The sequence below is a fragment of the Campylobacter mucosalis genome (assembly GCF_013372205.1).
Taxonomy (GTDB): Bacteria; Campylobacterota; Campylobacteria; order Campylobacterales; family Campylobacteraceae; genus Campylobacter_A; species Campylobacter_A mucosalis.
The window spans coordinates 1,057,462-1,071,357 of sequence record NZ_CP053831.1 but is presented as its reverse complement, the minus strand read 5'-3'; the positions used below and the strand labels follow the sequence as shown (position 1 = coordinate 1,071,357).

Below are 13,896 nucleotides of genomic sequence, written 5' to 3'. Positions count from 1 at the left end.
GTGCAAATTTTTACAAAAGCTAAAGTTTATGATTTTATGAGGCTTAGATTTGCTTCTGTTGTTCTATCTTCGATACTATTTTTTGGCTCAGTTTTTTTACTTGTCACAAAGGGCTTAAACTACGGCATAGACTTTTCAGGCGGAACACTTATCCAGCTTAAATACGACACAAAAGCACCTCTTGATAAGATAAGAGAAGCTCTGGCTAAAAATGAAACTTTAAAAAATGCTAGTGTTACGGAATTTGGCTCTGAAAATGAGGTAAATATACGATTTTCGGGCTCATCATCAAACCTTGGCTCTGATATAGGAGTGGAAGTTAAAGAGCTTTTAAAAGATACTGGAAATTTAGAAATTCGCCGTGTTGATATAGTTGGTCCAAAAGTCGGAGATGAGCTTAGAGAAAAGGGCTTAATGGCGATATTTGTATCCTTTGGCGCGGTGCTTATATATATCGCTTTTCGTTTTGAGTGGCGTTTTGCACTAGCTGCTGTTGTCACTGAAATTCACGATGTTGTCATTACTATTGGTGCGATATCTTTGTTTAATATTGATGTAAATTTAGACACACTTGCGGCTATTTTAACCGTTCTTGGCTACTCGCTAAATGACACGATTATCATATTTGACCGCATTAGAGAAAATATACATACGAGTAAACGCACAGACATTGAAGCGATAATAAACGAAAGTATCTCACAAACTCTCTCACGAACGATACTTACTTCATCTACGACTTTAATGGTTGTTTTGGTTCTTTACTTCTTTGGTGGAGATATGATAAATGGCTTCTCTTTTGTGTTGCTTGTAGGTATCATTATAGGCACGGTAAGCTCGATATATATAGGCTCTCCATTTTTAATATGGTTAAATTTCAAAGTAACTGAATACAGAGCAAAAGAGGCAGAAAGACAAAAGCAGAAAAAAGAGCGTGAAAAAGAGCGTGCTATGTTTGAAAAAGGTGTTGTTTAAGGAGTTAAGATGAACTGGGGTAAGGTTATTTATGTATTTTTTGCTCTTATGAGCTTAACTACGGCAGCAGGTTTTTTGTATGATAAAAATGAGATTGCTCTATTTGTGGCTGCTAGTATAAATTTGGTTTCAACTCTACTTAAAATAGGTGTTAGAAATATATTTTCAGCCGAGCTTTTTGCAAGTTCGCTTGTGGCTGATTTGCACTTAATTCCAGCATTTGTCGTATTGCAAGTGAGTGCAAATATGACCCTGACTTACTCGCTAGTTATCGGTGCTGTAATTGCAAACGTATTCTCACTCGCACTTGTTTTAATTGAATCAAGCAAGTCGCAAGATGAATTTTAGGAGAAAAAATGGCTTATAATCCAACGCAAATTGAGAAAAAATGGCAAGAAATTTGGGAAAAAAACGGCGAATTTGAGCCAAAAGATGACTACACTTTGCCAAAAAAATACATTTTAAGTATGTTCCCATACCCAAGCGGACGCATTCATATGGGGCACGTTAGAAACTACACAATCGGCGATGCTTTGGCACGTTATTACAGAAAGCAAGGCTTTAACGTTTTACACCCTATCGGCTTTGATAGCTTTGGGATGCCAGCTGAAAATGCAGCCATAAAACATAAAATTCATCCAAAAAAATGGACTTATGAAAATATTGATTATATGAAAAATGAGCTTAGCGCGCTTGGACTTTCGTTTTCAAAAAGGCGTGAGCTTGCCACTTCTGATCCGATTTATACAAAGTGGGAGCAGGAATTTTTCATAAAAATGTTTGAAAAAGGGCTTGTTTATCGTAAACTAGCCGTTGTAAATTGGTGCGAACACGACCAAACTGTGCTAGCAAATGAGCAGGTTGAGGAGGGTTGTTGTTGGCGTTGTGGCAACGAAGTCGTGCAAAAAGAGCTACCGGGATATTACCTAAAAATCACAGATTACGCCGATGAGTTGCTTGATGACTTAAAGAGCTTAGAGGGTAGGTGGCCAAGTCAGGTTTTAACAATGCAAGAAAACTGGATTGGCAAAAGTAGCGGTTTGGAATTTAAGCTATTTTTAGATGAGCATTCGCGTGAAATTTTAGGCTCTAAATTTGACGGATTTAGCGTATTTACTACGCGTCCAGACACGATTTATGGCGTTAGCTACACAGCACTTGCACCAGAGCACGAGATTGTAAAAACACTTTTAAATACCGATATTTTAAGTGATGAAGCAAAATCAAAAATAAAATCAATCCTAAATCAAAGCCCAAGAGAGCGACAAGCAAGTGACAAAGACGGCGTATTTTTAGGAATTTATGTAAAACACCCTTTAACAGACGCAAAAATCCCAGTTTGGGTTGCGAATTTTATCCTTTCAGATTACGGCAGTGGCGCGATTATGGCAGTGCCGGGACACGATCAAAGAGATTTTGAGTTTGCAAGTAAGTTTAATCTGCCGATTTTAAAGGTCGTAAAAACTAACGATGAGATTGAGGATAGAGCAAATTCTGATTACGGCGTAGCTATAAATTCGCCTTTGATTAACGGACTAAAAACAGAAGAGGCAAAAGAGAAAATCATCGCTAAATTTGAGAGTGAAAATCTAGGCAAAAGGGTTGTAAATTTTAAAATCCGCGACTGGGGCATATCTCGCCAAAGATACTGGGGCGCGCCAGTGCCAACTATTTGCTGTCCAAAATGCGGTGTTGTTAGCGAAAAGCTAGAAAACTTGCCTGTAACATTGCCTGATGATGTAGAAATTACAGGTGAAGGCAATCCGCTTGATAAGCACCCAACTTGGAAATTTACAAAATGCCCAAAATGTGGCACAAACGCCGTTCGTGAAACTGATACAATGGATACGTTTTTTGAAAGTTCGTGGTATTTTGCAAGATATGCAAGCGATGAGAAAACGTGGGATAAAACAGCACTTGACAGACAAAGCGTTGATTACTGGATGAGCGTTGATCAGTATATCGGTGGCATTGAACACGCTATTTTACACCTTTTATACGCTAGATTTTTTCAAAAGGCGTTAAGGGATTTGGGCTATCTTCGTGATAGTGAGCCGTTTAAGAATTTGCTAACGCAAGGTATGGTGCTAAAAGACGGCAAAAAGATGAGTAAAAGCAAGGGTAATGTCGTTGATCCAGATGATATTATCCATAAATACGGAGCCGATACAGCAAGGCTTTTTATACTTTTTGCAGCCCCACCACAAAAGGAGCTTGAGTGGAATGATAGTGCCGTTGAAGGTGCGTTTCGCTTCTTAAATAGGCTTTATGATAAGGCTAGTAGCATTAAACCGGTGGATAAAATACCTGATATAAAGCACGAAAATTTAAGCAAAGATGAGAAATTTGCTAGGCTAAAAGTCTATGAAGCACTTAAAAAATCACAAGATGTTTATAACGAGAGTTTTACGTTTAATACGCTAATTGCTGCTTGTATGGAGGCACTAAATGCCCTAAATGCACAGCAAAACGATGATGTAAATAGCGAGGGATTTTTTATTATCTTAAATTTACTTGAGCCAATCGTCCCACATATCGCCTCAGAGCTTAGCAAAGAGCTTTTTGGACTTAGAAATTTCACTAAGATTGCTATAAAAGATGAAGTGTTTGTTAAAGATACGATAAATTTAGCGGTTACGATTAACGGCAAAAAACGTGCCGAGTTTGAAATTTCAGCTGATACAAGCGAAGATGAAATTTTAAAAATCGCAAAAGAGAAAACTGCAAAATGGCTTAGCGGCAAAGAGATTTTAAAAGAGATTTATATCAAAGGCAAACTCGTAAATATCGTGGTAAAAGGATAAAATTTGAGATATATTTTTGCAATTTTTTTGGCTTTTTTCTTTGTTGGTTGTGGCTACAAGCCAGTTTCAAAAATCACAAAAGATGTGCTTAGTGATAGCGTTTATGTTGATGTTATCGTTGATAAAATCGAGCCAAAAAACAGCGTTTTAATCAAAGACGCAGTTATGGAGGGCGTTGTTTCTCGCCTAAATAAAAAACTTGGTAGCAAAGATAACTCAAATACATTTATAGAAATTTCAACATCATCCCTTACGTATCAGGCGACTATTTATGATGAGTATGGCTATATCTCATCATACAAGGCTGTGTTAAGGCTAAATTTTAAAACGAAATTTAAAGATGGAAGCGTGGCTGTGATACCTGCTAGTGGCGAGTATGATTTTAGTATTTCAAGACGTATGAAAAACTCGCGTTACGCAGATAGTATCATCAGCGATACCGAAAAATACAACGCTATAAGAGAGGCTTCAAAAGAAGCATTTGATGAATATATTTCAAAATTAGCAATAAAAGGATACAAAAATGGCAGCAATTAGTGTGGCACAGATAGTAAAAGAGTCTCTTTTGGAGATTAAGAATCGTCACTTGATGCTAACTCCAGAAAATTATACAGAAGTTTATAATGAAATTTGTCAAAAATATGGCTTTACAACCGCTGATACTAAACGCATACAGCAGTATATCTCTAGGTTAAGTGGGGAATTTAAGCAACAAGCAAGCGCTGTAAATATAAACACGATAGATGAGTTTATCGCTTTTGTGATATCTAGGCTAAACCGAAGCTCATCTCAGGCACAAGCGAGTGTAGATGATGACCCTGGATACAAGTCGCTTAACGCATTTGCTAGGCGAGTTTTGCAAGTCATATCTATGTTACATAACAAAGACGCAAAAAATATGGCTGAAAAGAGTATGCAAATTTTATCTAAAAAGTGCGATGTCGCAGTTCTTGATGATATGAGAGAGAAGTGGTTTGAGCTAATAAGCTCTTACAACACCGATTATTTAGACTTTTTAAAGTATTATGGCGTTAGGGGTAATGAGGATTTAAAAACTATGATGAGCGAGTTAGAGAGCTATCTAACCGTGCAAAACGATGGCAACGCTATGGCTGCTGTTGCCGAGCTTATTGCCTATATGCTAAAACCTTCAATATCAAAAGATATTGAAGATGATATGAGCATTATGATAAGTGCTATTAATACCAACCCAACATCTATCAACTCTCAAGAGGTTCAAGATAATATAAAAAATTTAGTTGATAGACGTATAGAGGATGATAAAAATGAGGTTTCTCAAAAAATAGCTTCATTAAATTCTGTTTTAGGAAGCATAAGCACTAGAATTTCAGAAATCGCAACATCGTCAAAAGAGAGTAGTAAAAAGGTTCAAGGCATAAAAAGCGACATTAAGGATATAAATTTAGACACAAACAGCTTTGAACAGATAAAAAATATGCTATTTAATATCGCAAACGCCCTTGAGATAGAGAGCCGTGAGCTGGGTGCTGAGATGAGTGATAATCAAGTTACAATCTCAGAACTTCAAGAGCGTATAAATTTGCTCGAGCGTGAGCTTGAACACGCAAAACTTGAAAGCCGTGAAGACTTTTTAACCAAAACAGCTACAAAACGCGCACTTATGGATGAGATACGTCGCATAGAAGACGCGTATAAGCGTTACGGGACTGATTATTCTATCTGCTTTTTAGATATTGACTTCTTTAAAAAGATAAATGATACATTTGGTCACGACGCTGGAGATGCGATACTTGCGACTGTTGCTATGCTGTTTAAGAAAAATATACGAAAGATAGACTTTATAGGACGTTATGGCGGCGAGGAATTTATAGTTTTACTGCCAAATACAGCACTAAATGACGCCTTGGTTTTTGCAGAAAAATTAAGACGCGCGATAGAGAGCTTTAAGTTTATCTATAAAGACGAACGCATAAAGGTCACAGTAAGCGTTGGCGTGGCGACTAGAAGCCTAAATTTAAGCGACTCTAACACCATAGAGGCTGCTGATAAAATGCTTTATAACTCAAAGCAAAATGGACGAAATCAGGTTTCTCCAAAACTATCGTAGATGAGATTAGACGAGTTTTTATCAAGCAAACCCCTCTTTTACAAAGAGATAGACTACTATCGTATGCCTCGTGCATATGAGAGCATAAAGGGGCATTTAAAGCCGTTTAAAATCGTTCATATTATCGGCACAAACGGCAAAGGTTCAACTGGTAGATTTTTAGCACAAATTTTACACCTAAATGGCAAGAGTGTTGGACACTATACAAGCCCACATATTTTTGACTTTCGTGAGCGTTTTTGGTTAAATGACGATGTCGTAGGCGATGAACTTTTGGAGTTGGCACACCAAAAACTTTTAGAAATTTTACCAGATGAGTTTAAGGTAAAAACTAGTTATTTTGAGTATGCGACGCTTCTAGCGGCTGTGCTGTTTAGCCAGTGTGATTATTTTATCTGCGAGGCTGGAATGGGCGGGGAGTGTGACGCTACGAATGTATTTGATAAAATTTTAAGCCTATTTACGCCAATTGGCTTTGATCACACGGCGGTTTTGGGTGATAGTTTGGAGAAAATTTCAAGCACAAAATTTAAAGCGATGTCAAAAAATGCCATATTAAACGACAATATGAACGAAATTTCAGCCAAAATCGCAAAGGATTTGGCGGTTTATTATGGTTCAAATTTGCACTTTTCGTATGAAATTTTAAATCAAAACGACAAACAAGCTATACAAGATTACACCAAAAGGCAAAATTTGCCAGATTTTTTAATCTCAAATTTTACTCTAGCTTACAGCGGGGCAAAATTTCTTTTAAATGATGTTAATATAAAAAATTTAAGCAGTTTAAGGTTGCGTGGTAGATGTGAGCAAATTTCGTCTAATCTATACGTAGATGTTGGACACAACGAGCTTGGAGCGATGGTTGTTGCTAAACATTTTAATGGCAAAAAGCTAAGACTTATTTTTAATAGTTTTGCGGATAAGGATTTTAAAGCCGTTTTAAAAACGCTAAAGCCCATCATAAAAGATGTGCTTATTTTTGAGTATAAAAGCAGTGAGCGTGAGCTTGGCGGAGCTGGTTTGCATTTGGCTTTAAGTGAGCTTGGATTTGAGTTTAAGAAATTTGATCAAAATGATTTAGAAATCATAAAACTACAAAAAGATAGTGAGCTTTATCTTGTTTTTGGCTCATTTTATCTTGTTGAGGCGTTTTTAAAAGCATATCAAGGGGCGGCTTAACCACCCCAAATTTATCTTTTTAGCCTAAAAAATAGCCCCAAACACAATATCGACCCAACTATACCAATTATCGTTGAAATGGTTATATCAAGCCCAAAGCCTATTTTTGCGTAAGCTAGATAAGTTACAACAACGCATGTCATAAATAGTGCTGGAAGCGTCGTAACCCAGTGAAATTTGTCTGATTTATAAAGATACGCTGAGGCTGCCCAAAGCATTATTGCAGCAGTGGTTTGATTTGCCCAGCCAAAGTAACGCCAAACGATATTAAAATCCACCTTTGAAATGATAAATCCAAGCACAAATAGCGGAATGGCTATGTATAGGCGCTTTATGAGATCTTTTTGTGTGAGTTTAAAAAAGTCAGCGATGATAAGACGTGCCGAGCGAAACGCTGTATCGCCAGAGGTTATTGGAAGTATGACAACGCCTAAAATAGCTACGATACCCCCAACTCCACCAAGAAGTGCGATTGATATGTCGTGTACTACTTTTGATGGAGAACCAGCGTTTATAGCAGCACCCAAAGCCTCAGGACTCTCATAAAAACTAAGTCCTAATGTACACCAAATAAGTCCTATAATGCCCTCAAGTATCATAGCTCCATAAAATATCATTCTGCCCGATTTTTCATTTGCAATACACCTTGCCATTAGTGGCGACTGCGTAGCGTGAAAGCCAGAAATCGCACCACAAGATATTGTTATAAACAGCAAAGGCCAAATAGGAAGCCCTTTTGGGTCATAGTTTGTAAAAAAATCAAGTCCAACTGAGTAAAATTTGATATCGCTAAAGATTAGCCCAAAGGTAAGCCCAATAGACATAAATAGAAGCAAAGCCCCAAAAATAGGATAAAATCTGCCAATAATCTTATCTATTGAAATAAGAGTTGCTAGTATATAGTAGGCAAATATTATGCCAACCCAAGTTGTCACATTTATAGGTGTAAGACTTGCTAAAAGCTTAGCTGGACCAAGCACGAAAACCACGCCAACTAAAAGAAGCAAAATAAGAGCAAAAATATTCATAAAATGCTTTGCCCAAACACCAAGATGATCGCCCACAACTGTTGGCACAGAAGCACCATTTGAACGTACACTTAGCATACCTGAAAAGTAATCATGCACCGCACCTGCTACGATACAGCCAATGACTATCCAAAGCATAGCCACAGGGCCATATAAAGCCCCCAAAATCGGTCCAAAAATCGGTCCAAGCCCAGCGATGTTTAAAAGCTGGATAAGAAAAACTTTAGAGTTTGACATATTGACATAATCAACGCCGTCAGCCATCGTTTGTGCTGGTGTTTTTCTCTCTGGATTTATGACAAAAATTTTCTCAACAACCTTGCCATACGTAAAGTATGCTAAAATTAGTAAGCCTACACAAAAAAAGAACCAAAGCATTTTGCCTCCTTATAAAATTTGCTACCTAATTTTACTACAAAAAATGCAAGAAGTGCATATTTTTTCAACTAAAGTTTGTTAAAATACTGATATTTAAGTTTTAAGGGTATGTTTTGCAAGCAAAAGTTTATGAATATTTTTTGAAAAATGAGTATGAAATTTTAATAACTCCCGATGATAAAAGTGCGATAGAGTGTGCAGACGCTACCGAATTTGCCGGAGTTAAAAGCTTTGTGTTGCCTGATTTTAGAGCTAGATACGGCGATGATTTACGCTCATTTAATGAAGAGTTGCTTCAGATTAGTAAAATTTTAAGCGATTATTATAAATTTGATGGCAAAAAGCTCATAATATCGCCATACTCGACACTTCTTAATAAACTCCCCACAAGCTCTCATCTAAAAAGCATAACTATAAATTTTGGCGATACGATAAATTTGATTGATTTTGCAGATGAGCTTATACGCTCTGGATATGAGGCTGTGGATATGGCTGAAAGACAGGGCGAGTTTAGTATGCGTGGCGATGTGATTGATATTTTTAACCTAGGCGATGATGAACCAATTAGAATTTTGCTATTTGGAGACGAGGTTGAGAGCATTCGCCACTACGATATAGTCACTCAAATTAGCCATAAAACCGAGCTTGAAAGCACACAAATAGTCCCATTTTTAGCAAGGCTTGAGCAAAGTGAGTTTGAAAATGTTAATTTAAAGATTGAAAATATCCAAACAAATGCGATTGTAAGCGATTTAAATTCGCTTGGTTTTTGGGCGATAGACGGGTTTGAGAACTATCTTGAGAAATTTAAATGTATTTTGCTTAGCAAGATAGATAATCTTGATGATGAACGCGATTTAAGTGTTTTTGATAAATTTGAAATTTTACCAGAGCCAAAGGAGTTTAAAGACATCGTCGTTACTCCTAGTGCTGATTTTTTTGAGTTAAATAAAAATAGACAAATTATAGTCCTAGCCAGAAACGAAGCGATGTTTGAGTCACTTGGTATAAAAAATGACAATGTGAAATTTCAAAAAAGCCCACTTGTTTTTAACATCTCATCAAACGATAAAATCATAGTTTCGCTAAATAAATTTCAGAAAAAAACACGTGCTAAAAAGGCCTCTTTAATCGTTGATGAGTTAAAGATAAATGACTACGTCGTGCACGAAGAATACGGCATAGGTAAATTTTTAGGACTTGAAAAGATCAAGGTTTTAGGTGCGACAAAGGAATTTGTAGTAATTGCTTATCAAAATGATGATAGATTGCTTTTGCCAGTTGAAAATTTAAATTTAGTCGATAGGTATATAGCCGTAAATGGCTCTGTTGCTGTGCTTGATCGGCTTGGGAAAGCTAGTTTTGTAAAGCTTAAAGAAAAGGTCAGAGAAAAGCTCTTTTTAATAGCCTCAAAAATCATCGCTATGGCGGCTAAACGTGAGCTAAACGAGGGTGTTGTAATACAAAAAGATGACGCAGAATATATTAAGTTTGTTATGCAAGCAGGGTTTGAGTATACGCCTGATCAGCAAACTGCCGTGAGTGAAATTTCAGATGAACTAAAAAGTGGCAAGGTTATGGACAGGCTTTTAAGTGGAGATGTTGGATTTGGCAAAACTGAAGTCGCAATGAATGCTATATTTAAGTGTGTTTTTTCTGGATTTATCGCACTATTTTTTGTCCCAACGACGCTTCTTAGCTCACAGCATTTTAAGAGCTTAAAAGAGAGATTGTCAAAATTTAACATTAGGGTTTTAAGGCTAGATAGGTTTTCAACTGCAAAACAAAAAGCAGAAGTCACCAAGGCTTTAAACACAGGAGAGCCGTGCGTATGCGTTGGCACTCACGCACTTTTAAGTCAAAAGGCAACTAATGTCGGGCTTATTATTATAGATGAGGAGCATAAATTTGGCGTTAAGCAAAAAGAGAAGTTAAAAGAAATTTCAGAGAATTCTCATCTTTTATCAATGTCTGCCACGCCTATTCCAAGAAGCCTAAATATGGCACTTTCAAAGATAAAAACATATTCGGTTTTAAAAACCCCTCCAAGCCAAAGACTAGATGTAAGAACTAGCGTAAAAGAGTGGGATGAGAAGGTTATAAAAGAGGCGATACTACGTGAAATACGACGCGGTGGTCAGGTATTTTATATCCATAACCATATAGCAGACATTGAGCTTTGTGCTAAAAATTTACGTAAAATTTTACCAAATTTAAGGGTTTTGATACTTCACTCAAAGATTGACGCAAAAACAACAGAAGAGGAAATTTTAAAATTCGAAAATGGCGAGTATGATGTTATGGTTTGCACAAGTATCGTTGAGAGCGGTATTCATCTGCCAAATGCAAATACTATGATAGTTGAAAACGCAAATAAATTTGGCATAGCTGACCTTCATCAGCTTCGTGGCAGGGTAGGGCGAAGCGATAAGCAGGGATTTTGCTACTTTTTAGTCGAGGATAAAACCACTCTTACGCCAGAGGCTTTAAAACGACTTATCGCACTTGAGAGCAACTCAGCTCTTGGCTCAGGAAGTGTACTTGCCTATCACGACCTTGAGATTAGGGGTGGTGGAAACATCATAGGCGAGGCACAAAGCGGACATATCGAGGCGATAGGATACTCTTTGTATCTTAAAATGCTTGAAGATGAGATTAATGCCTTGCTAAATCAGCAGAGCGTAAAACTAAATAAAATCGATCTAAAACTTAGCGTAAATGCCTTTTTAAACCCTGAGTTTATACGCGAAGATAGATTAAGACTAGAGCTATACAGACGCCTTAGTAAGGCTACTAGCGTAAATGAAGTTTATGAGATTAATGGCGAGATAGAGGATAGATTTGGTAAACTTGATGATTATACAAAACAATTTTTAGATATAATTTTAATTAAAATTTTGGCGTTAAAACACGGCTTTAAAGCCATCTCAAATGCTGAGCAAAATATCGTGCTAACTCGTGATAATGACGAAAAAATAAGGCTAAAATCACGCAGCAAAGACGATGATGACGTTATAGCTGAGATAACTAGTTATTTAAGGAGTTTAAAATGATAGACTGGACTAGGGAGTATGCTGCCGTTTGGAGAGCTAGTAAAAGTAGGCTTGTCGCTGTTAAGGATATTGATTTTACCGAGCTTAGCTCACTTGTTGGACTTGAGAGTCAAAAGGAGCAACTGCTAAAAAATACTCAAAATTTCATAGATGGCAATGAAGCAAATCACGTTTTACTTTGGGGCGAGATGGGTTGTGGGAAGTCAAGCCTTTTAAAGGCGGTTTTTACCCATTTTTACTCGCAAAATTTAAGGCTTGTTGAGATAGGCTCTGACGAGCTAAAACACTTGCCAGATATCATTGACGAGTTAAGAGAAATTGTGAAATTTAAATTTATCATATTTTGTGATGATCTAAGCTTTGAAAATGGCAGTAGGGATTATAAATTTTTAAAACCATTAATGCAAGGCAGTATCTCAAAACCACCAAGAAACGTGCTTATATACGCTACTTCAAACAGAAGGCATTTAGTCAGCGAACACCTGAGCGACAATGCCGATGTGAGCGTGAGTGATGGCGAGATACACTATGGTGACGCTGTGCAAGAAAAGGTCTCACTAGCCGATCGTTTTGGGCTTTGGATTAGCTTTTATCAGGGAAATTTTGATGAGTATTTGCGTATAGTTGAGTATTATTTTAAGGATGAGGATATTGACCGCAAGACGCTTTATGATATGGCAAAGAGTTACGCAACGCTTAGAGCAAGTAGAAGCGGACGAACGGCAAAGCAGTTTTATCTGACCTATAAAGGCAAACTAAAGCGATGAGTCCAACTGAAATTTTTACATCGATTTTTGCTGATATTGGCGATAAAAAGGAGCTTTTAATTTGGCCTGGCGAGGGCAGTTTTGAGGTTGTTGTGGGTGCGATTTTGGTGCAAAATACAGCTTGGAAAAACGTAGAAAAAGCCCTTGCTAATTTAAAAAGTAGAAATTTAATTGGCATTGATGAAATTTTATCCATTAGTACAAACGAACTTGCAGAGCTTATAAAACCAAGCGGATTTTATAACACAAAAGCCAAGCGTCTAAATGGACTTTGCCGTGCCATAAAGAGCGAATTTAACGACTTTGAAAATTTCAAATCAAACGTCAGCCGTGAGTGGCTACTTAGCGTAAAGGGCGTTGGCGCTGAGACTTGTGATGCTATTTTGGCTTATGCTTGTGATCGTGCTGTTATGGTTGTTGATAATTATGCGATTAGAATTTTAACAGCTCTTGGATATGAATTTGAATGCTACGATGAAGCACAAGAGTGGCTTAGTGGCGTTGATTTTGATAGAATTTATAAAATTTTACCAAATGCAAGTGAGGCTGAAATTTTTAGAATTTTTCACGCTTTAGTGCTTGAGTTTTGCAAAAGATACTCAAAAGGCAAGAGCATCTCAGAGCAGGGGCTTAAAATTTTGGGTGTAAATTAAGCAGGTTTGGTAAAAAATTATCAAAATACGCTAAATTTACGTAAAACTTTTTAGGAGATACTTATGATATATGAAAATATTTCACAAACGATAGCTAACACACCAGTTGTAAAGATTAAAACAGATGACAATAGTGCTGAAATTTACGCAAAACTTGAGTTTTTTAACCCAGGTGGTTCGGTTAAAGACCGCATCGCATTTAACATGATAGATAAAATGCTAAAGGACGGCAAGATAAAGCAAGGCGACACGATAGTTGAGCCAACTAGTGGAAATACGGGCATTGGCATTGCTATGATATGTGCAGCTTTAGGGCTAAAAGTAATACTTGCTATGCCTGAGAGTATGAGTATGGAGCGTAGAAAGCTTATGCTTGCTTATGGTGCTAAGCTTGAGCTTACTGAGGCTTCTAAGGGTATGAAGGGTGCTATTGCTCGTGCTCAGGAGCTAGCAAGTATGCCAAATCACGTGATGTTAAGCCAGTTTGAAAACCCATACAACCCACAAGCCCACGAGCTAACAACAGCAAAAGAGATAATGGCGGATTTTGCTAAGCTTGACGCATTTGTTGCTGGTGTTGGCACTGGCGGAACTATAAGCGGTGTGGCAAGGGTTTTAAAACAAAACGGCTATGATACAAAAATCGTAGCAGTAGAGCCAGAGGCAAGTCCTGTTTTAAGCGGAGGCGATCCAGCTCCACATAAAATTCAAGGCATAGGTGCTGGTTTTATCCCAAATACCATGGAACTAGATTTGGTAAATCAGATAGAAAAAGTAAGCAATGATGACGCTATGAACGCATCTAGGGCGTTAGCAAAAGAGCAGGGTATTTTGCTTGGTATTAGTGGCGGTGCTGCACTTGTTGCTGCTAAACGCGTCGCGGCTCAGCTTGGACGCGGTAAAAAGGTTCTTTTTATAGCTCCAGATAATGGCGAAAGATACCTAAGCACCGAGCTTTATGGAGCTTAAA

Annotated in this window: 11 protein-coding genes; 10 read left to right on the top strand and 1 reads right to left on the bottom strand. The window is 37.5% G+C overall.

Going from position 1 to position 13,896, the window contains the following annotated elements; translation table 11 throughout:
• Genes secF through CMCT_RS05640 form a run of 6 tightly spaced genes read left to right on the top strand, consistent with a single transcriptional unit; the run spans position 1 to position 7,047 of the window.
• Positions 1 to 972 (top strand): protein translocase subunit SecF, encoded by a 972-nt coding sequence (gene secF / locus CMCT_RS05665; protein ID WP_034969567.1) that lies wholly within the window; start codon positions 1 to 3, stop codon positions 970 to 972.
• A gap of 9 nt (positions 973 to 981) precedes the next feature.
• Positions 982 to 1,320, top strand: a complete 339-nt coding sequence (locus CMCT_RS05660) for a DUF6394 family protein (RefSeq protein ID WP_034969564.1) — start codon at positions 982 to 984, stop codon at positions 1,318 to 1,320.
• 8 nt (positions 1,321 to 1,328) lie between these two features.
• Positions 1,329 to 3,776, top strand: coding sequence for a leucine--tRNA ligase (gene leuS, locus CMCT_RS05655; protein ID WP_176325058.1), 2,448 nt, complete (start codon positions 1,329 to 1,331; stop codon positions 3,774 to 3,776).
• Between the two features lie 3 nt (positions 3,777 to 3,779).
• The gene (gene lptE, locus CMCT_RS05650; protein ID WP_034969561.1) at positions 3,780 to 4,313 is read left to right on the top strand and encodes an LPS assembly lipoprotein LptE; all 534 of its coding nucleotides are present in this window, start codon (positions 3,780 to 3,782) and stop codon (positions 4,311 to 4,313) included.
• Positions 4,300 to 5,865 (top strand): GGDEF domain-containing protein, encoded by a 1,566-nt coding sequence (locus tag CMCT_RS05645; RefSeq protein WP_034969559.1) that lies wholly within the window; start codon positions 4,300 to 4,302, stop codon positions 5,863 to 5,865. The genes lptE and CMCT_RS05645 overlap by 14 nt, the downstream gene beginning before the upstream one ends.
• Positions 5,866 to 7,047, top strand: coding sequence for a folylpolyglutamate synthase/dihydrofolate synthase family protein (locus CMCT_RS05640; protein ID WP_034969556.1), 1,182 nt, complete (start codon positions 5,866 to 5,868; stop codon positions 7,045 to 7,047). It begins immediately after the preceding gene.
• Between the two features lie 11 nt (positions 7,048 to 7,058).
• On the opposite strand, the gene CMCT_RS05635 is transcribed toward CMCT_RS05640, so the two are convergent.
• Entirely contained in the window at positions 7,059 to 8,453 is a 1,395-nt protein-coding gene (locus CMCT_RS05635; protein WP_034969554.1) for a carbon starvation CstA family protein, read from the bottom strand.
• A gap of 113 nt (positions 8,454 to 8,566) precedes the next feature.
• Between CMCT_RS05635 and mfd the strand changes: the two genes are divergently transcribed.
• The 4 genes from mfd (at position 8,567) to cysK (ending at position 13,895) form a co-directional block, all read left to right on the top strand.
• Complete coding sequence (gene mfd, locus CMCT_RS05630; protein ID WP_034969552.1) at positions 8,567 to 11,506, top strand: transcription-repair coupling factor; 2,940 nt, start codon at positions 8,567 to 8,569, stop codon at positions 11,504 to 11,506.
• A complete protein-coding gene (locus tag CMCT_RS05625; protein WP_034969550.1) occupies positions 11,503 to 12,273 on the top strand; it encodes an ATP-binding protein in 771 nt (256 codons plus the stop codon). The genes mfd and CMCT_RS05625 overlap by 4 nt, the downstream gene beginning before the upstream one ends.
• Positions 12,270 to 12,926 (top strand): 3-methyladenine DNA glycosylase, encoded by a 657-nt coding sequence (locus CMCT_RS05620; protein ID WP_034969548.1) that lies wholly within the window; start codon positions 12,270 to 12,272, stop codon positions 12,924 to 12,926. Before CMCT_RS05625 ends, CMCT_RS05620 begins: the two co-directional genes overlap by 4 nt.
• Positions 12,927 to 12,989: 63 nt before the next feature.
• Positions 12,990 to 13,895 (top strand): cysteine synthase A, encoded by a 906-nt coding sequence (gene cysK, locus CMCT_RS05615; RefSeq protein ID WP_169764382.1) that lies wholly within the window; start codon positions 12,990 to 12,992, stop codon positions 13,893 to 13,895.
• The last annotated feature ends 1 nt before the right edge of the window (position 13,896 follow it).

Bases quoted from the DNA above. Each gene is read 5' to 3' on its own strand.
- CMCT_RS05635 (WP_034969554.1), bottom strand. From the start codon at position 8,453: ATGCTTTGGTTCTTTTTTTGTGTAGGCTTACTAATTTTAGCATACTTT.
- CMCT_RS05660 (WP_034969564.1), top strand. From the start codon at position 982: ATGAACTGGGGTAAGGTTATTTATGTATTTTTTGCTCTTATGAGCTTA.
- leuS (WP_176325058.1), top strand. From the start codon at position 1,329: ATGGCTTATAATCCAACGCAAATTGAGAAAAAATGGCAAGAAATTTGG.
- cysK (WP_169764382.1), top strand. From the start codon at position 12,990: ATGATATATGAAAATATTTCACAAACGATAGCTAACACACCAGTTGTA.
- CMCT_RS05640 (WP_034969556.1), top strand. From the start codon at position 5,866: ATGAGATTAGACGAGTTTTTATCAAGCAAACCCCTCTTTTACAAAGAG.
- CMCT_RS05620 (WP_034969548.1), top strand. From the start codon at position 12,270: ATGAGTCCAACTGAAATTTTTACATCGATTTTTGCTGATATTGGCGAT.
- CMCT_RS05625 (WP_034969550.1), top strand. From the start codon at position 11,503: ATGATAGACTGGACTAGGGAGTATGCTGCCGTTTGGAGAGCTAGTAAA.
- CMCT_RS05645 (WP_034969559.1), top strand. From the start codon at position 4,300: ATGGCAGCAATTAGTGTGGCACAGATAGTAAAAGAGTCTCTTTTGGAG.